The sequence below is a fragment of the Acinetobacter sp. NRRL B-65365 genome (assembly GCF_001605865.1).
Classification (GTDB): domain Bacteria; phylum Pseudomonadota; class Gammaproteobacteria; order Pseudomonadales; family Moraxellaceae; genus Acinetobacter; species Acinetobacter vivianii.
In genome coordinates, this window is sequence record NZ_LRPD01000009.1 from 99,414 (window position 1) to 119,054 (window position 19,641).

The 19,641-nt window shown below is 42.5% G+C and carries 17 protein-coding genes; 13 read left to right on the plus strand and 4 right to left on the minus strand.

The features are described from left to right. Positions 1 to 42: 42 nt before the first annotated feature. A complete protein-coding gene (locus AWW72_RS06105) occupies positions 43 to 2,214 on the minus strand; it encodes a TonB-dependent siderophore receptor (protein ID WP_062846739.1) in 2,172 nt (723 codons plus the stop codon). A 433-nt stretch (positions 2,215 to 2,647) separates the two neighbouring features. Between AWW72_RS06105 and AWW72_RS06110 the strand changes: the two genes are divergently transcribed. After that, entirely contained in the window at positions 2,648 to 3,739 is a 1,092-nt protein-coding gene (locus tag AWW72_RS06110) for an amidohydrolase family protein (protein ID WP_062846740.1), read from the plus strand. Continuing rightward, positions 3,726 to 4,568 carry an SDR family NAD(P)-dependent oxidoreductase gene (locus tag AWW72_RS06115; RefSeq protein WP_062846741.1) on the plus strand — a complete coding sequence of 281 codons (843 nt, stop codon included), beginning with the start codon at positions 3,726 to 3,728 and terminating at the stop codon, positions 4,566 to 4,568. Before AWW72_RS06110 ends, AWW72_RS06115 begins: the two co-directional genes overlap by 14 nt. A 114-nt stretch (positions 4,569 to 4,682) precedes the next feature. Here AWW72_RS06115 and AWW72_RS06120 read toward each other — a convergent pair whose 3' ends face one another. Further along, the gene (locus AWW72_RS06120) at positions 4,683 to 4,970 is read right to left on the minus strand and encodes a DUF1330 domain-containing protein (protein ID WP_004771148.1); all 288 of its coding nucleotides are present in this window, start codon (positions 4,968 to 4,970) and stop codon (positions 4,683 to 4,685) included. A gap of 56 nt (positions 4,971 to 5,026) precedes the next feature. Further along, positions 5,027 to 5,689 carry a GntR family transcriptional regulator gene (locus tag AWW72_RS06125; protein ID WP_005256559.1) on the minus strand — a complete coding sequence of 221 codons (663 nt, stop codon included), beginning with the start codon at positions 5,687 to 5,689 and terminating at the stop codon, positions 5,027 to 5,029. Positions 5,690 to 5,841: 152 nt separating this feature from the next. Here AWW72_RS06125 and AWW72_RS06130 point away from each other — a divergent pair, with 152 nt between their 5' ends. The 10 genes from AWW72_RS06130 to AWW72_RS06175 all read left to right on the plus strand — a co-directional run bounded on the left by AWW72_RS06130 (position 5,842) and on the right by AWW72_RS06175 (position 17,564). Beyond that, on the plus strand, positions 5,842 to 6,444 hold the full coding sequence (locus AWW72_RS06130) for an amino acid synthesis family protein (RefSeq protein WP_062846742.1): 603 nt from the start codon (positions 5,842 to 5,844) through the stop codon (positions 6,442 to 6,444). Further along, positions 6,413 to 7,204, plus strand: coding sequence for an alpha/beta fold hydrolase (locus AWW72_RS06135; protein ID WP_004771152.1), 792 nt, complete (start codon positions 6,413 to 6,415; stop codon positions 7,202 to 7,204). The genes AWW72_RS06130 and AWW72_RS06135 overlap by 32 nt, the downstream gene beginning before the upstream one ends. A 24-nt stretch (positions 7,205 to 7,228) precedes the next feature. After that, complete coding sequence (tgnA, locus tag AWW72_RS06140; protein ID WP_062846743.1) at positions 7,229 to 8,161, plus strand: flavin-dependent trigonelline monooxygenase reductase component; 933 nt, start codon at positions 7,229 to 7,231, stop codon at positions 8,159 to 8,161. A 2-nt stretch (positions 8,162 to 8,163) separates the two neighbouring features. Next, entirely contained in the window at positions 8,164 to 9,201 is a 1,038-nt protein-coding gene (gene tgnB / locus AWW72_RS06145) for a flavin-dependent trigonelline monooxygenase oxygenase component (RefSeq protein ID WP_062846744.1), read from the plus strand. 11 nt (positions 9,202 to 9,212) lie between these two features. Then, the gene (gene tgnC, locus AWW72_RS06150) at positions 9,213 to 10,682 is read left to right on the plus strand and encodes a (Z)-2-((N-methylformamido)methylene)-5-hydroxybutyrolactone dehydrogenase (protein WP_062846745.1); all 1,470 of its coding nucleotides are present in this window, start codon (positions 9,213 to 9,215) and stop codon (positions 10,680 to 10,682) included. Positions 10,683 to 10,993: 311 nt separating this feature from the next. Next, entirely contained in the window at positions 10,994 to 12,388 is a 1,395-nt protein-coding gene (locus AWW72_RS06155) for a purine-cytosine permease family protein (protein WP_062846746.1), read from the plus strand. A gap of 30 nt (positions 12,389 to 12,418) precedes the next feature. Beyond that, the gene (locus tag AWW72_RS06160) at positions 12,419 to 13,588 is read left to right on the plus strand and encodes a hypothetical protein (RefSeq protein ID WP_062846747.1); all 1,170 of its coding nucleotides are present in this window, start codon (positions 12,419 to 12,421) and stop codon (positions 13,586 to 13,588) included. A 133-nt stretch (positions 13,589 to 13,721) separates the two neighbouring features. After that, complete coding sequence (locus AWW72_RS06165; RefSeq protein ID WP_062846748.1) at positions 13,722 to 15,179, plus strand: NAD-dependent succinate-semialdehyde dehydrogenase; 1,458 nt, start codon at positions 13,722 to 13,724, stop codon at positions 15,177 to 15,179. After that, positions 15,176 to 15,562 (plus strand): carboxymuconolactone decarboxylase family protein, encoded by a 387-nt coding sequence (locus tag AWW72_RS06170; RefSeq protein WP_004771163.1) that lies wholly within the window; start codon positions 15,176 to 15,178, stop codon positions 15,560 to 15,562. Before AWW72_RS06165 ends, AWW72_RS06170 begins: the two co-directional genes overlap by 4 nt. Before the next feature lie 301 nt (positions 15,563 to 15,863). Next, positions 15,864 to 17,564, plus strand: coding sequence for an NAD-dependent malic enzyme (locus AWW72_RS06175; RefSeq protein ID WP_005256577.1), 1,701 nt, complete (start codon positions 15,864 to 15,866; stop codon positions 17,562 to 17,564). A gap of 84 nt (positions 17,565 to 17,648) precedes the next feature. Here the strand turns inward: AWW72_RS06175 and AWW72_RS06180 are convergent, their stop codons facing one another. Continuing rightward, on the minus strand, positions 17,649 to 18,071 hold the full coding sequence (locus AWW72_RS06180) for an Lrp/AsnC family transcriptional regulator (RefSeq protein ID WP_004771166.1): 423 nt from the start codon (positions 18,069 to 18,071) through the stop codon (positions 17,649 to 17,651). 222 nt (positions 18,072 to 18,293) lie between these two features. Here AWW72_RS06180 and AWW72_RS06185 point away from each other — a divergent pair, with 222 nt between their 5' ends. Beyond that, entirely contained in the window at positions 18,294 to 19,568 is a 1,275-nt protein-coding gene (locus AWW72_RS06185; RefSeq protein WP_123775033.1) for a Glu/Leu/Phe/Val family dehydrogenase, read from the plus strand. Positions 19,569 to 19,641 lie beyond the last annotated feature (73 nt).

A 19,641-nucleotide genomic window follows, 5' to 3' on the forward strand; every position in this document is an offset into this window, starting at 1 on the left:
CTCAACAGAGCAGTGATTTAAGCACTGCTCTGTTCCTCTATTTTAGAATTTAAACGTTGCTCGCAACACCGCTTGGCGAGAGTCACCTTGTGATACCGCCAGATTATTAACGCTGGCGGTATAGTAGGTTTTATCGAAAATATTATTTAAATTAAACTGAAAGTTAACTGCCTGTTTGGCAAAGGTGGTGTCATAACTGATAAAGGCATTGGCAAGCATATATTCAGGTAGGTCAAAGGTGTTTTCTGAATCACCTGCGCGCTTACCGACATAATTGCCACTGAGTCCTAAACGTAAATTGCCATTATAAAGTTCGCCGTAGTTATAGGCCAATGCGAGTGAGGCGGTATCTCGTGCCACATTATTTAAACGATTGCCTTGTAGACCAGTTTCATCTTCAGTGACTTTGGCGTTGGTATAGGCATAGGTCAGGGTGGCGTCGAGTTGATCAGTTAGACGGCCTGTGAGGTCGAGTTCAGCACCTTTAGAGCGGACGGCACCTGTGGTGTGTAGTTCTACTTCTTTGGTTGATGAATTGGTTATTTTGGCAAGCACATTACGCTTTTTAATATCGTAGAGTGCAAAGTTGGCCTTAATACGATCATTAAATTCATATTTTGCACCGAGTTCATAAGATTTTGCCTGTTCAGGTCGGACATCCGAGTCAATAACAGCATTGCCACCTAAAGGAGCAATTGTAGAGTTCGGTTTGAGTGATTCGGTATAGCTCCCATACAATGAAAATTGGTCATTCCATTGATAGACTAAACCTGCATGTGGAAGCCAAGCATCATCATTGGTATTGGTATTTTCTTTAAATGGTCTGCCGCGCCCAGCAGTCTGTTGATAATGTAAGTAACGCCCACCAAGCACCGCAATCCATTTTTCATTTAAATGGATCGCATCTTGCAGATAAAAACCATAGGTATGCAATTTATCGGTTTGGTCACTATCCGACGCGACGATATTGCGGGAAGCTTCGACAGTGCCAAAATCTGGGTTGAGATAGTCTAGGGTAGAAGTGTCTCCACGAACCATATCGGGACGGAAATATTTACGGTATTCGATATCCGAACCGATCTGAATGTCATGCTTTAAACCGAGCAGATTGATCGAGCCATTGAGATAGGCTTGGGCATTACTATCTATGCTTTCTGCATTTAAGGTCGCATCGGTACGACGCTTCACAGTATGATTCTTTGTATCTAACGAGGTGACGCGTAACTGGTTAGCATCATAGGTTTCGTAGTTATAGGTATAGCCGAAATGCGCTGACCAGGTGTCATTAATTTGATGATCAACCAACAGTTGTGCCAGATGATCTTCACCTTTCATTTGATTAAAAGCTTCATCCAGACGTTGGTATTTTGAGATCGGTAAAGCTTTTTTTGTGTTGAGATCAAAAATGGTTGAGCGATCAAAAGGGACATCAAAATGACGATATTGATAGCTGAGATTGACTTTGGTCTGACCATTGTCCCATGCCACAGACGGAGCGATTAAAGTCTGTTTGAGATTGCCAAAATTACGCCAATAGTCTGTGTCAGAATGATCGACAATAAAACGATAGGCAAAGTTACTTTCATTAATTGCGCCCGTAGTATCCAGACTTGCACCTAAACCATTTTTACCCGCAGCAAAGCTTGAACCATAGATGGCCATTTCGGTTTTCTGGGTCATTTCAGGTTTTTTAGTCACCACATTGACCACACCGCCTGGATCCATAATGCCATAAAGGAGAGAAGCAGGGCCTTTTAATACTTCAACCTGTTCAACTGCCGCATTCATGGTTCGACCTTGCACAATTGGCATGCCATTCACGGTAATTGAACCATCACGGTTGTCTCCAAAACCGCGTTTCATGACTGTATCTTGAGTGCCGCCTAAGGTGTTGCCTTGAGTAATGCCGCTGACTTGTGTGAGTGCATTATCCAGATTCGCGGGCACATAATCTTTCACATATTGTTTGGAAACGACGTTGACCGTTTGAGAGCTCTCCAGATTTTTTTGATTACCTCTTAAGGTCGATGCTGTTTGCGTTCCGATATAGCCTGAGCTGGATTCAGCTTGTACTTTGATGGTGTCGAGCTGTGTGATTTCTGGTGCAGCAGTTTCTGCCCAAGTCAGCACAGGAATACAAGACAGAAGCAATGAACCGCTATATTTTAAAATTTCAATCGTGATGAGATTTTTACGCGGAGAGAATGCAGACATAGGAATACCTGAGCGATACCAAAAATAGGGTAGAGACTGGAGAAAAGAGGCAATCAATCTGATGACAATTTGGGTCAATACAGCGATAAAAGCGTGCTCAGTATATTTAAATAGGAATCATTTACAAGAACTTGCTGGAAAGTAGGAAGCTTGAAAAAATAAGAGTTTGATAATACGTAAATTATTTTGAGTTTTTTATTTGTTCCTTGACGAATTACTTTATTTGAGATAAATACCTTTCAATTAATTGAAATTATTGATGAATTTCTAATTTTAAAAAGATCAAAGCAAAAATAAATGAATCGTATTCATAATGTCATATTGAAATAAATCATTTTATTCATACTGCCTTGTTCGGTAGGCTACAGTGATGAATTACGGTTAAAGTTAGATAAATTATCGCCATTTTAAAATAATTATATTGAGTTAACACATGGAAGAATTAGGCTTTTCGATCATTGATCCACATATTCATCAATGGGATCCTTATCACACACCGCATTCTGCTGCTGTATTGGTAAAAACTTTAGGGAAATATCCCACGGTTATGGATCGTGTTGTGCGTTTAGTCAAACCTAAGCCTTTACTAGAGACGTTAGGTACAACCCAATACGCATTGAATCCCTATTTACCAGCGCATTATCTAAAGGATAGCAGCTTATTTCCTGTAGAAAGCGTGGTGCATGTCGAAGCAAACTGGCATCATCACAAAGGTTTTGGTGTGGTGGAAGAAACCAACTGGATTAAGCAATTAGATTTTAATCGTCACGGTTTAAAGCTGGGTGCCATCGTTGCTGCGGCTGACCCAAGAGACCGAAAATTCAAAGACATTCTTAAAGCCCATCAGCAGGTGAGCCCACTCTTTCGTGGTATTCGTAAAATGGCGGCCTGGCATGAGGATAGTGGCATTTATCGATGGTGTGATCGGCCTCATCTTTATCGTGACAAGAAATTCTTAAAAGGTTTTGAACAACTTGCAAAAATGGATTTATCTTTTGATGCATGGGGATATTCCACTCAGTTAGCAGAAATCACTGGTTTGGCGAAACAATTTCCTCAAACCCGTATCGTCGTTGATCATCTGGCGACACCCGCTGGCCTGTTTGGAGCCGTGGGTAAGAAAACGGGAATTACCGCATCGCAGCGTGAGTCCATTTTTAGACAATGGCAGCAGGATATTGCAGTTTTGGCTGAACAGGAAAATGTCTATACCAAAATTTCAGGCTTGATGATGCCAGTATTAGGACATCGCTTTTATCAACAAAAACGAACAGCAACGCCTACTGAAATCGTGAATCTACTCAGCCCATTGCTTGAACATGCCGTTCAGGTCTTTGGCATCAACCGCATTATGTATGCGTCTAATTTTCCTATGGATAAAGCCAATGCAACATTAAATGACCTTGTGCAGGCTTATATCCAGATGCTTCGTCCTTATGGTGAGCAGGCGATGTACGCCGTTTTTAGACAAAATGCAGCCCATTTTTATCAACTTCATCTAGAGTCTACCCATGAAAAATTTTAATCAGAAAGTCGCTGCAATTACAGGCGCAGGTTCAGGGATTGGCCGACAGCTTGCACTTTTACTGGCACAGCAAGGCGCACATTTAGCTTTGAGCGATGTTAATGAACAGGGATTGCAAGAGACGAAGGCCTTGTTACAGCAATATCCTGTCAATGTTACCCTGACACAGCTGGATGTTTCTGATCAGGAAGCAGTGCGTGAATGGGCAGAACAGAGTTTTAAAGCACATGGCAAGATTAACCTGATTTTTAATAATGCAGGTGTGGCGCTGGCAAGTACCGTCGAAGGGATGGATTATGAAGAATTGGACTGGATCTTAAAGATTAACTTTTGGGGTGTGGTCTATGGCACCAAAGAGTTTCTGCCTTATTTAAAACAAAGTGGCGAAGGGCATATTGTGAATATTTCCAGTCTGTTTGGTTTAACAGCTCAACCGACCCAAAGTGCCTATAATGCAACTAAATTTGCGGTTCGTGGTTTTACGGAATCATTGCGCCAAGAATTAAAGCTGCAACAGAATGGGGTGAGCTCGACCTGTGTACATCCTGGCGGGATTCGAACCAACATTGCCAATAGTGCACGTATGAGTGACAGCATTCGGGCTTTGGGAATGAATCCAGCTAAGGCCAGTCAGGCCTTTAACAAAGTGTTGAAAACCCCACCTGAACAAGCTGCCAAAATTATTCTTGAAGCTGTGAAAGCAGATAAAGCACGTGTCCTGATTGGAAATGATGCAAAAATCATTGATCTGATTCAGCGTATTACGCCAACTCATTATTCACATGCATTGAGTTTCTTTACCAAGAAATCCAAGAAAAAGCGGGCTTAAAAATTAGAATGATATGAATAAAGTTAGACTGATATCCAATTGGAATCAGGTGACTTTGGTGTTGGAAATGGCATAAAAGAAGGTTTAAAGAATACTCTTTTATGCCGCTCCAGCTTAATCCAGACTTTCTACAATACTGATCATCACATCAGCACAATCTTTACGAGCCAGTCGTGCTTTCAAATATTCTTCTGAATGGTAACAAGCCTGAGCTGTTTCTAAGTCAGAAAATTCAATAATGACATGGCGCTGATATGCTGTGCCTTCCAGACAAGTCGAGTTACCGCCTCTTGCAAGAAATTTTGCTCCATATTTTTCAAAAGCATGCGGTGCCAAGGCCATATATTGTTTATATTGCTCCAGATCATGGATGGTCACGTGAGCAATCCAGTAAGCAGACATTCTTATATCCTTATGTAAGTTAAGGCTTCATCGGCCTTATGTTTCCGTTTTCGTGATTAACTATTCAAAATATTTTTTGCCACAGATGCCGCTTCTGCAATATGTTCCGCAACAGCTTGCTTGGCTTTGTCAGCATCTTTATGTAAGTAGATGGCTTCACACATATTTTTGATACGTTGGTAACCTGAAATTTCACGTTTGGTAGATTTCATGGTCATGGCACGCAGACGGCTAATACGACCATTCAAGCGTTGCACCACTTCCCAGGCAATATAATGTTTTGCTGTGGTAAAAATAGTTTCATAAAGCTTTGCAGAGGTGGCAATAATTAAATTGATATCATCCGCAGCAAATGCTTGTTCAAGCTCAGCTAATAAGTGCTGCAATTGCTGAGTGGTTTGATCAGTAAGATTTTGGGTGCAATCTGCAACCGCACTTTGCTCGAGTAAAAGACGAATCTCATAGATTTGTGAGGCAATTTCCCAGTCCAGTAATGAAACAATTGGACCTTTATTGGGCAAGATTTCAACCAGACCTTCTGCTTCCAGATAACGAATCACTTCCCGCACCACAGAACGGCTTACACCTAGTTCTTCACAAAGTGTCCGTTCAACCAGTCTTTTTCCAGAGGGAAAATAACCTGTAATAATGGCATTACGCACTTTATCCAGACAGAGCTCACGCAAAGTCACAGGTGGATTTTCAATTTTAAGATTCATAGAAATTCATCTTTCCCGATTTTAATAATGCAGAATTTTGTTACATGTTCTTTGCTAAAAATTAGCATAGCAAACTCTTGCTTTTTTTTCATTATGTATTATGGTATACCATAATACGAATGACAAGATAAATTCACACGCAAGGAAGAACAATGAATCTAATCCGTAAAACTGTGCTCCATGTGGAAACCACCTATATTGATGGTGGCAAAGAAGCACCAACACCTTTAAAAATGGTGGCAGCAGCTGCTGTAATCAAAAATCCTTGGGCAGGTCAGGGCTATGTCGAAAACCTTGCACCTGAAATCCGCCGTATTGCACCTATACTGAGTGAACATTTGACCCAACTGATTCTTGACGAAGTTGGTTCTGGCGAAGCAGTACAAGCCTTTGGTAAAAGTGCTGTAGTCGGGCTGGAGGGTGAACTTGAACATGCCTCTGCACTGATTCATACCTTGCATTTTGGCAATACTTATCGCAGTGCAGTGGGAGCAAAATCATATCTGGCATTTAATAATACCCGTGGCCCAGCCAATGCGCCGATCTTGATTCCAATGATGGACAAGAATGATGAAGGACGTCGTTCCCATTATTTGACTTTACAATTTTCAATTCCAGATGCACCTGCTGCTGATGAGCTGGTGGTGGTGATTGGTGCTGCGACAGGTGGTCGACCACATCATCGTATTGGAGATCGTTATCAAGATTTGGAAGAGTTAGGTCATGATCTCAAAAACCCTGCAGCTGTCAAATAACCGCATTGCTCATTATTTTGAGCAGGGCGAAGGAGAACCGCTGGTTCTGATTCATGGTGTTGGGATGCAAGCAGCAGCATGGTATCCACAAATCGAATTCTTCTCGAAACATTATCGGGTGATTTCAGTGGATATGCCAGGCCACGGACAAAGTACAAAATTAGCAGATGATGCCCAGCTACAGGATTTTGTGGACTGGACCATCGAATTGATTATCGCTTTGGATGTTGGCGCTGTGAATTTGGCTGGACATTCTATGGGATCTTTAATCACCACAGGCGTCAGTGCAACCCGTCCTGATTTAGTGAAGCGTATGGCTGTGCTCAATGGGGTTTATAAGCGTTCAGCGGAAGCTAAAGATGCAGTGATTCAACGTGCCGAAGAATTAAAAACCGGTCATATCGATATCGAGACCCCATTACAACGCTGGTTTGGTCAGAGTGATGTTGAACGTCAGGCTGCCTCAAAAGTGAAATCCTGGTTACAGGAAGTGGATATGTCGGGTTATGCCACTGCTTATGCTGCTTTTGCACGAGGTGATGCAGTTTATGCGGATCAATGGCCTAACATTGGATGTCCAGCCTTGATTTTAACAGGTACGGGTGATCCCAACTCTACTGCGGAAATGGCAATACAAATGGCCAGTCAGGCAAAAAAGGGTAAGGCGATCGTGATTGAGAATGAGCGTCACATGGTCAACTTGACGGCTCCGGATCAAGTCAATAGTGCAATGCAAGCGTGGTTGGAAACCAGCGTCTAAGTTGCTCAATGAAGGAATATGGCAATGAGTGAAATGGATACAATAAACAAGATACGTGAACTACGTGATGCCTTTGGCTCTTTTATGACGGGCGTTACTGTAGTGACAACCTGTAAAGATGATGGAATGCCATTAGGCTTTACCGCAAACTCTTTTGCTTCGGTGTCTTTGGACCCAGCTTTGCTGCTCGTCAGCATTGCCAAGACATCAAGCAATTATCAACACTTTGCAAATACAAAACACTTTGCCATCAATATTTTGGCAGAAGAACAAAAGGATGTGTCGAATACCTTTGCCCGTCCAAGTGATGACCGTTTTGCAAATCTTGCATGGACAAAAAGTGAATACCAAAACCCGATTATTGATCATGTCAGCGCATGGTTTGACTGTACCACCTATCAAATCGTTGATGCAGGTGACCATGCCATTCTGATTGGTAAAGTTGAAAATTTTGCTTCGGCAGGTTTTGCAGGTCTTGGTTATTATCGTGGTGCCTATTTTACTCCAGCAAAATCATCGACCGATGTCATTTCAAGCATGAAAGTGATGATGATGGCTTTGATAGGCCATGAGAACCAGATTCTGTTGGAACAAACTGCTGACAATAAATGGACTCTGCCACATTTGGTAGTCGACAAAGATGGTGCGGAAAAAGCCTTAGAAAAAATCTTTGCAGCTTATCAACCTGATGCATCAGCAAGTTTTATTTATTCTGTGTATGACGATGTGACAACACAACAGCAATATATTGCTTTCTTGTGTAATACCCCTGTTGCAACCGCACATAAAGGTCAATTCATCGATTTGAATGATCTTGAGCAGCTCACTTTTGTAGATGGCGCTTTGCAAAGTATGTTAATGCGTTATCGCAAAGAAAATTATCTTAAAACTTATGGTGTTTATTACGGTAATCAAACCAGTGGTACGGTTCGTCAAATTGTTAAAGAGGAAGTTTAACTATGCGTTTTTCATTATTTGTACACATGGAACGTGTTTCTGATCAGCAAACGCAGAAACAGCTTTATGATGAGATGATTGAACTGTGCCAGATTGCGGATCAGGGAGGTATGCATGCGATCTGGACGGGTGAGCATCACGCCATGAATTTTACCATTGCACCGAATCCGTTTATTAATTTGGCTGATCTGGCCAATAAGACCAAAAATGTGCGCTTGGGTACAGGCACAGTGGTTGCTCCTTTCTGGCATCCGATCAAGTTGGCAGGCGAAGCGGCCATGACCGATATCATTACCAATGGTCGTTTAGATATCGGGATTGCACGAGGCGCTTACTCATTTGAATATGAGCGGATGGTTCCTGGGATGGATGCATGGAGTGCAGGGCAACGCCTGCGTGAAATGATTCCTGCCATCAAAAATCTTTGGAAAGGCGACTACGAACATAAGGGCGAGTTTTGGCAGTTCCCAAAAACCACCTCCGCACCACAGCCTTTACAACAGCCATTTCCTCCAATCTGGGTGGCGGCACGTGATCCAAATAGCCATGAATTTGCAGTACAGAATGGTTGTAATGTACAGGTCACACCGTTGCATTTTGGGGATGATGAAGTTGAGAAACTGATGGGGCATTTCAATGCCGCTTGTGAAAAATTTGCTGATATTCCACGTCCGGAGATTATGTTACTCCGCCATACTTATGTAGCAGAGAGTGAGGCAGATGCACAAGTTGCAGCAGAAGAAATTAATGCTTTCTATAATTATTTTGGTGCGTGGTTTAAAAATGAGCGTGAAATTAATCAAGGTCTCATCGCACCCATCAGTAAAGAAGAAATGGCCCAACATCCTTTCTACACCCCTGAAGCAATGCGTCAAAATAACGTGATTGGTGAAGCGCAGGAAGTGATTGACCGTTTAAAAGCCTATGAGGCGATGGGATATAACGAGTATTCATTCTGGATTGATACTGGAATGAGCTTTGAACGTAAAAAAGCTTCGTTACTGCGTATGATCAATGACGTGATGCCTGCATTTGCATAGGAGAGAAGAGCATGACTTCTCAATTCCAGTTATATATTAATGGTCAATTTGAAGACGGTGCTGCCCAGTTTGATAGTATTAATCCAGCAACAGGGCAAGTCTGGGCGAAAATGCCGGAAGCACGCCGTGATGAAGTGAACCGTGCTGTGGCAGCCGCCACCCATGCTTTACAGGAGAGTGCTTGGGCAGGTTTAACAGCTTCTCAACGAGGTAAACTGCTTTATAAACTTGCAGAGCTGATTGAACAAGCGGCGCCACAACTGGCTCAATATGAAACCAGCGATACAGGCAAAATCATTCGCGAAACTTCAAGTCAGATTGCCTATGTCGCTGAGTATTATCGCTATTACGCAGGAATTGCTGACAAGCTTGAAGGCAGTTATTTACCGATTGATAAGCAGGATATGCAGGCCTGGACAATCCGCGAACCTGTGGGTGTGATTGCAGCGATTGTACCGTGGAATAGTCAGTTGTTTCTCTCGGCAGTCAAACTGGGGCCCGCTTTGGCCGCTGGATGTACTGTTGTACTGAAAGCATCAGAAGAGGGTCCAGCACCTTTGCTTGCTTTTGCGCGTTTGGTGCATGAAGCCGGTTTTCCAGCAGGTGTCGTGAATATCATTACTGGTTTTGGCCCTGAATGCGGTGCAGTGTTAAGTAGTCATCCAGATATTGCACATGTGGCATTTACTGGTGGCCCTGAAACAGCACGGCATATTGTCCGTAATTCTGCTGAAAATCTGGCAAAAATATCGCTTGAGCTAGGTGGCAAATCTCCGTTTATTGTATTCGCTGATGCGGATCTGCAAAGTGCGGTCAATGCTCAAGTTGCGGCAATTTTTGCTGCAACAGGACAAAGTTGTGTTGCAGGTTCACGGTTGCTGGTTGAGGCAAGTATTAAAGATGAGTTTGTGCAGCGTCTGGTTGAGCGGGTACAAACTATCAATATTGGTTTACCCGAAGACATGGCAACAGAATACGGGCCCTTATGTACATTACGTCAACGTGAAAAAATTGAGCAGGTCGTGGCTAGCTCAATTCAGCTAGGCGCAAAATTATTAACCGGCGGAAAATCATTGCCAAGAGCAGGGTATTACTATCCCCCAACAATTCTGGATTGTAGTGATGTCCCGCAGGCAGATTGCGTCATGACTGAGTTATTTGGGCCAGTCCTGTCTGTGGTGAGTTTTAGTAGCGAAGCAGAAGCGGTTCAAAAAGCCAACAATACCCCTTACGGACTTGCTGCGGGTGTATTTACCAACAATTTAAGCCGCGCGCATCGTATGACCAAAGCCATTCGTTCAGGCATTGTCTGGTTGAATACTTATCGCGCCGTTTCTCCACTAGCACCTTTTGGTGGTCATGGTTTATCAGGCCATGGTCGTGAAGGTGGCTCTGATGCCGTGCTGGATTACACCACTACAAAAACGGTCTGGTTGCGTACCTCGGATCAACCGATTGATGATCCTTTTGTGATGCGATAACGCTGCAAAAGGTTGAGTTCAGGATTTTTAATTTCAAGGATGAAAACATGAAAATGCAGAACGCTGAAATTCCATAAATCCCAAGCTGAGTGAGAAAAGCTAGTTTTTGTTGAGCATGCTTCATGCGTCGACCGAAGCTCTTTTATCTTTTTTCCTGAGCTTTCATGCATATCGCTCAACAATGAGCTGAAAAAACAGAAATAAATGTCAGGTCATCAGGATATGGCGCTGGCAAGGCAGGTTGTGAAACCTACGTTTACTCTCACGAATTGATATTGAGGAAATGAGTTCCTCAAAGAGAGATTAAGGATATGAGCCAAAATGAGAAAAATGCTTTCGCGATAGAAAGTCATTCAATTGATTATGTGGATCCTTCAGAACGTCATGGAAAAGTTCGGGATCTATTCACTTTGTGGTTTTGTACCAATATTGCACCTTTGGCTGTGATTACTGGTGCAATGTCCATGTTAACCTTTAAGTTAAGCCTGATCAGTGCATTGGTCGCGATTTGTTGTGGTCATTTTTTTGGTGCAGCTATTCTGGCACTGACCTCAGCGCAGGGACCACAGGTGGGTATTCCACAAATGATCCAGAGCCGTGCACAGTTTGGACGTTACGGTGCGTTACTGGTTGTATTATTTACCACGTTAATTTATCTCGGTTTTTTTATTTCCAATATTATTCTTTCTGGCAAGACACTGCATACCGTTGTGCCAGCGATCCCTGTTCCAACTGCGACGGTGATTGGTGCGATTGCTGCAACCACGATCGGTATTGTTGGCTATCACCTGATTCATAAGTTCAACAAGATTGGTACTTGGTTTATGGGCGGTTCATTGTTAATCGGCCTCATGATCATGATTCCGCATATTAATGCAGAGGTCTTGGCAAAAGGATCGTTTAATTTGAAAGGCTGGTTCGCCATGTTTGGCTTATGTGCGGTCTGGCAAATCAGCTTCTCACCTTATACCTCAGATTATTCAAGATATTTGCCTAAAAGTATCGGGATTTATAAACCCTTTATCTATACCTACTTAGGTGCGGCGCTTGGCACCATCTTTGCGATGAGCTTTGGAACGGTTGCAGTTAGTATTGGCTCAACCACTGATGCCATGGAAGCCGTTAAATCTGGAACAGGACTGTTTGGCTATGTGCTGATGATTTTATTCCTGTGTAATATTATCGGACACAATGCCATGAATTTATATGGTGCAGTGCTGTCTTGTATTACTTCGATTCAAACTTTTGCGGGGCAGTGGATGCCGAGTAAAAACGTTCGTATCAGTTTGTCCATTATTGTTTTAATTCTGGCGACCTTTACCGCACTTTGGGCTTCAAGCAACTTTATCAGCTTCTTCCTCAATGTCATTTTTGCCTTGTTATTTATTCTGGTTCCTTGGGTATCGATTAACTTGCTGGATTTCTATGTCGTCAATAAGAAATCTTATGATATTCCTTCTATTTTCGCTCAGGACGGTGGCATCTACGGTAAATTCAATGCCAAAGCTTTAATCGCCTATTTCTTAGGTATTGTGATTCAGATTCCTTTCCTCACCAATGCTTTCTTTACTGGGTCATTTGCCAATATTATTCCTGATGTCGATATTTCATGGGTGATTGGTTTGGTGGTGAGCTTCGTGGTGTATTACGCCTTTAATCTTGGAAAGATTAAGTGTAATCGTCCTGCATTTAATGCAAATGCATAAGCGGAACTGAATAAGAAAGGAATCTGGAAAATGAAAAAAATTGATTTGCAGTTCGCCCTAACCACGGTTTTGCTGGGCATGATCTCGTCAAGTTATGCTGGGATCAGTTTTGGAGATGCGACAGCCGATGCGGGCAAGTTGACAATATCCGGCTATGTCCGTGCCAATTATCAAGATAAGGATTTTGGTGAAGCAGCATCTGAACATAAAATACGTTTTGATGCAGCACAGTTAAAACTGGACTATGAACGTGGGCAGTTATTTGGACATGCTGAATATCGTTGCTATCAGTACGATACCCTGTGTGATTTTTCGAGTTTGATTGATGCTTATGTTGGCTATCATCTGAATCAGACTGATCAAGTGGTGGTGGGTATGCAACCGATTCCTTTTGGGCCTGCACGGTTCTGGGGAAATAGCTTATATGGCAGTATCAATACCACAGCAGGTTTAGAAGATGTGCATAACCTTGGTTTAAATTATCACTTTGAATTACCGAGCGCGACTCAATTTGATGTAGGTTATTTTGCTACAGATGCAGGTCATTACGAAGGAAGTACGCGAGACTCTGGACGCTATACGGCCAATTATGTGAGCTCAAATGACAGTAGTAAAAGCGATCTACAGGAAAAAAATATGTGGGTGGGGCGTATAACGCAAGATATCTCTTTAGGGTTAACTGGCTTAAGCACCCAAGTTGGCGGGTCTTACTGGACTTCGGAAATTGAAAATAAAACCATGTCTAAAACAGGAAGACGTAACGCCTGGGCATTATTTAGCAAATTTAATTATGGCAATCTGGGACTCACATTAACGGGCGGGAAAAATGATGTCACGAATAAAGACTCAATGGACTCTGCAGCTTCATTAATGGGTTCATACGACAGCGAATATTATGTTGCCAACAAAGCAACGTATTATACGGCTGATATTGGCTATGCCTTTAAAGATGTCAAACAGATTGGCAATATTACACCTTATTTCATGCATAGCCGTTACAACAAAGATCAGGCTGGTGCACAAGATTCGACCCGTAATATTTTGGGTGTCGCAATCGACCATAAACAGTTTTCTTTGGTTGCTGAATATATCATGAGTAAAAATGATCCCTTTATTGGTGGCACTCAAGACTCATTGGCGCTGGGGGATGATGGGAAGTGGAACAAATTATTAAACCTGACATTGTTCTATTATTTTTAGGATGAGTCATCAGATTTGGGCGACCGAAAATTTTTTTCAAGATTTATTTGGTATGCCATAATACAAGATAGAATAGTTTCCAGATTTTTCACCATCTGTTGAGCTATTCCAACGCCGATACAGGATAACGTGTATGCAACTTCAACAAATGCAATTATTCCACCAACAAGCGCTTATTGCTGGACAGTGGTGTGATGCTGACAACCAGCAAACTTCAGAGATTTATAATCCTGCGACACAAGAAATGATTGGTACTGTGCCGAATATGGGGAAAGCTGAAGCGGATCGTGCAATTCAGGCTGCTGTGAAGCATTGGGCAACATGGAAAAATAAGACAGCCAAAGATCGTTCCATTATTTTAAAGAAATGGTTTGATCTCATGGTTGCACATGCCGATGAGCTGGCATTTATTTTAACCAGTGAACAGGGCAAACCTTTAGCAGAGGCAAGAGGAGAAATCCTATACGCGGCCAGCTTTGTAGAATGGTTTGCAGAGGAAGCAAAGCGAGTCTATGGGGATACTATTCCAAGCCCATATCCTGATGCACGTATTATTGTGAGCAAGCAGCCGATAGGTGTCATTGCCGCGATTACCCCATGGAATTTTCCAGCAGCTATGATTACCCGTAAAGTTGCACCTGCTTTGGCAGCAGGATGTCCTTGTATTGTAAAACCTGCACCAGAAACACCTTTTACGGCTTTGGCTTTGGTTGATCTTGCTATTCAGGCTGGTATTCCAGCAGAAATTTTTAGTGTCATCACAGGGGATGCCGTGACCATTGGTGATGCGATTTTTGAAAGTGATGATGTACGCAAGTTCACCTTCACTGGCTCCACGCCTGTGGGGAAATTACTTTACCAGCGTTCAGCTCAGACCTTGAAGAAAGTCTCTCTCGAGTTGGGTGGCAATGCGCCGTTTATCGTCTTTGATGATGCTGATCTGGATGCCGCGATTGAAGGGGCATTGATTGCTAAATATCGCAATGCTGGGCAAACCTGTGTTTGTGTAAATCGTTTTCTGGTTCAGGATGGCATTTATGAACGCTTCATTACCGCATTAAATGCCAAAGTGAATGCTTTTGCAATTGGTAATGGACTTGAAGCTGGAAATGAAATTGGCCCTTTAATTAATACCAATGCCGTGAAAAAAGTTGAAGCACATGTTGCAGATGCTTTAGCCAAAGCAGGACGTTTAATTACGGGAGGCAAACGTCATGAGGCGGGAGAGCTTTTTTATGAACCGACGATTATTGCCGATGCGACAACGGAGATGTATGTTGCAACTCAGGAAACCTTTGGGCCTTTAGCTGCAGTTTTTAAATTTGAAACGGAACAGCAGGCGATAGATATGGCGAATGCGACGGAGTTTGGTCTAGCTGCTTATTGTTATACCAAGGATTTAGGACGAGCATGGCGCATGAGCGAGCAACTTGAATATGGTATGGTGGGAATTAATAAAGGCCTGATTTCCAATGAAGTTGCTCCTTTTGGGGGAATTAAACATTCAGGTTTAGGCCGAGAAGGCTCAAAATACGGCATCGAAGATTATCTTGAAATCAAATACACCTTATTTGGAGGATTGAATCCATGAGCAATGAAAAGTTTGAAAAAGGTTTAGCAATCCGTAAACAGGTGCTTGGAGAAAGTTACGTCAATAATTCAATCAACAATGCAGATGACTTTAATCTACCTTTACAGGAATTGGTAACCGAGTATTGTTGGGGTGCTGTTTGGGGACGTGAGGAGCTCAGCAAACCAGAACGTAGCATGATCAATCTTGCCATGATCTCTGCGCTCAACCGTCCGCATGAACTTAAACTTCATGTCAAAGGTGCGCTACGAAATGGCGTGCCGAAAGAAAAGATCCGTGAAGTGCTACTACAGGTTGCAATCTATTGTGGCGTGCCTGCTGCGGTAGATAGTTTCCGTATCGCAAAAGAAGCGATTCAGGAATTTGAACAAGAAAATAACTAAAATTTTTGTTGAGCCAGCAGGCCTCAGATTCTGATTGAAATGAGGTCTGCATAAAATATTTGTTTATAAATTATCTGTCCGTATAAAAAACCTACAAAATATCGCCACAGATGGACTACAAATGTGCATTATTAGCGAGTACTATTTATTTCCTAAATGTTGAATCACTTTACATACCGTCAGATTATTCGGTTTCGAGGGCGGATTAGTGTAAATTATTCACTTCGCCAGAATTCTTTTTTGCATAAGAATTTAAGCAACGAAATTTTATATATTTGACGGATAATCTCAAGAGTAAGGTATGCCTGCGACCCCTAGTAAAATCAAAAAACCTTTATATATTCCCTATGCTGGGAATGCTCTTTTAGAACTTCCGCTGTTAAATAAAGGCTCTGCTTTCTCTGAAGAAGAAAGAGAAAATTTTAATTTACATGGTCTCGTTCCATACAATATTGAAAACATCGAAGAGCAAACACAACGCTCTTATCAACAGTACCTTTCATTTGACAGTGACCTGAATAAGCATATTTATTTAAGAAATATTCAAGATACCAATGAAACCCTGTTCTATAGCCTATTGAGTCAGCATTTAGATGAAATGCTACCGATTATCTACACCCCGACGGTAGGGGAAGCCTGCCAGCGTTTCTCTGATATTTATCGTCGTCACCGTGGTATCTTTATTTCTTATCCAGAACGCAAATACATTGACCAAATTATTCACAACGTGAATAAGAAAAATGTCAAAGTCATCGTTATTACAGACGGCGAACGTATCTTAGGTCTAGGCGATCAAGGGATTGGAGGTATGGGTATCCCAATCGGCAAATTATCTCTGTATACAGCCTGTGGTGGTATCAGTCCTGCCTATACCTTACCGATTACCATTGATGTCGGAACCAACAACGAAGAATTGCTGAATGATCCAATCTATATGGGCTGGAAACAACCGCGTATTCGTGGCGAGCAATATTATGAATTCGTTGAGCAAATTATTACTGCGGTGCGTCAGCGTTGGCCTGATGTACTGATCCAGTTTGAAGACTTTGCTCAAATGAATGCGATGCCGTTATTAACCCAGTATCGAGACAAGATTTGCTGTTTTAATGACGATATTCAAGGCACGGCGGCTGTAACAGCGGCAACCCTGATTGCTGCATCTCGTTCACAAGGCAAGCAGCTTAAAGACCAAACCATTACTTTTGTTGGTGCGGGTTCAGCAGGTTGCGGTATCGCAGAGCAGATCGTTCGTCAAATGATGGACGAAGGGCTAAGTGATCATGAAGCACGTTCACGTATCTTTATGGTGGATCGTTTTGGTCTTATGACCGATCAACAGCCAAATTTACTCGATTTCCAGCAAAAACTGGCGACACCAACCAGTGCCATCAGTGACTGGGAATATACGGGTGAATATGTCGGTTTATTGGATGTAGTGAAAAATGCCAAACCGAGTATCTTGATTGGTGTTTCTGGTCAGGCTGGCTTGTTCAGCGAAGAAGTGATCAAAACCTTAGCGAAATATTATAAACATCCGATTGTTCTACCACTGTCGAACCCGACTTCACAAGTGGAAGCACAACCTAAAGATATTATCGAATGGACAGATGGCGCGGCGATTGTTGCTACAGGTAGTCCATTTGCACCAGTTTATTATCAGGGCAAGGCCTATAGCATTGCGCAGTGTAATAACTCATATATCTTCCCGGGAATTGGCCTTGGTGTCATCGCATGTGGCGCAACGCATATCAGTGACTCTATGCTGATGGCTGCAAGTACCGCATTGGCAGATTGTTCGCCACGCCTGAAAAATCCAGCAGCGGATTTATTGCCGAATATTAATGATATTCAGCAAGTGTCCAAGTTTATTGCTTTTAAAGTGGCAAAAGCGGCAATGGCCGATGGCTTGGCTGTTCCGATGAGTAATGATGTGTTGAAAACAGTGATTGATGATAATTTCTGGACACCAGAATATCGTAGTTACCGTCGTGTCACTGCTTAAGCGATAAATGATTTTTTAAAGGGCGCATGATCTGAATGATCATGCGCCCTTATTTATATCTGCAATCTTTGACTTTGGACCTGATCAGGTTTTATAGGTCGACAGTAGAATACTGGTTTCACTATTATAAATACCTGAAATATTTCGGATTCGTTCCAAAGCCTTATCAAAATTTTCCAGACTGTCTGATTGTAGCTCGACCAAAATATCCCATTTTCCATTGGTGGTATGCAGACGCTCTACCGCAGATTCGAGACGCAATTCTCGGATGACGGCTTGGGCTTTGGTGCCTTCAACCATAATATTCATCCATGCCCGAATGATATTTTTCTCTGCACTGGGGCGGAAGCGCACTGTGTAACCAGTAATAACACCAGTCGATTCCATATATTCAATTCGCTTCTGTACCGTTGCGCGAGAAACACGCGTTTTGGCCGCCAGATCGGTAATGGACATCCGTGCATTGTCTTTGAGTAATCCTAATATAATATGATCGATATTGTTCATTTTGATATTTACTATTAGCAAATTGATAAAAAATAATTCATTTTAATCATTATAACGAATTTTGTGAATCAATTTGATTCTTAATAATAATCTTATACAAAACCCCAAGCATTTTTGATTCAGTGAAAAGAAACACAGTGCGTATTAGGGAGGATGGGGTAGGACACCCTGAAAATAAGGGAATCTGTGAATAACAGGGACAATTGATTAATTAAGGAATAGATGATGTCTTTATCATATGCGGCTCAAAACGGTAGTGCTTGGCAAACTTTTCTTACTCAAGTTGATCGGGTAGCACCTTATCTGGATGCCGACCTCAGCAACTTTGTCAACACATTGAAAACCCCAAAACGTACCTTGATTGTTGATGTTCCAATCGTGATGGACGATGGTTCAATCCGTCATTTTGAAGGCTATCGTGTACAACACAACTTATCACGTGGCCCAGGTAAAGGCGGTATTCGTTATCACCAAGATGTTGAATTAAATGAAGTCATGGCATTGTCTGCATGGATGACTATTAAGACGGCTGTATTGAATCTGCCGTTCGGTGGCGCTAAAGGCGGTATCCGTGTAAATCCAAAAGAACTTTCACCACGTGAATTAGAGCGTTTAACCCGCCGTTTTACCAGTGAAATCAGCCCAATTATCGGCCCTCAAATTGATATTCCTGCACCCGATGTCGGCACCAATGCCAATATTATGGGTTGGATGATGGACACATACTCAAGCATCAAAGGCCATACGGTCACAGGTGTGGTAACGGGTAAACCCGTTCATTTAGGTGGTTCACTCGGCCGTGTTCGTGCCACTGGTCGCGGTGTATTCGTAACTGGTATGCAGGTTGCAGAACGCATCAAGTTACCAGTCGAAGGCAGTAAAGTTGCTGTACAGGGCTTTGGTAACGTGGGTAATGAAGCTGCCTATCTGTTCAGCCATGCAGGCGCAAAAATTGTTACGGTACAAGATCACACGGGCACCATTTTCAATGCAGAAGGCTTGGATGTTAAAGCACTGCAAAAACATGTCGTTGAAACTGGCGGCGTGAAGGGCTTTGCCGATTCAACCGTAATTTCAGATGAAGAGTTCTGGACGGTTGATATGGATATTCTGATTCCAGCAGCACTGGAAGGTCAGATCACTGTTGAACGTGCACAAAAATTAAAAGCTAAAATCGTGCTTGAAGGTGCAAATGGTCCAACTTATCCAGAAGCCGATGATGTCTTTGTTAGTCGTGATATTACCGTTGTACCAGATGTGATCTGTAATGCGGGTGGTGTAACCGTTAGTTATTTTGAATGGGTTCAAGATATGGCGAGTTACTTCTGGAGCGAAGATGAGATCAATGAACGTCTGGACAAATTGATGATTCAAGCGATTGGTGATGTCTGGAATACCGCAGCACAGAAAGAATGCAGCTTGCGTACCGCAGCTTATATTCTGGCATGTGAACGTATCCTGAAAGCGCGTAAAGAACGCGGTATTTTCCCGGGCTAATCAATCCCTTAAAAATTAGAGTAAAGGGCTTGTTGAGCATTCAATAGGCCTGAAGATTAAAAACAGGAAGTGA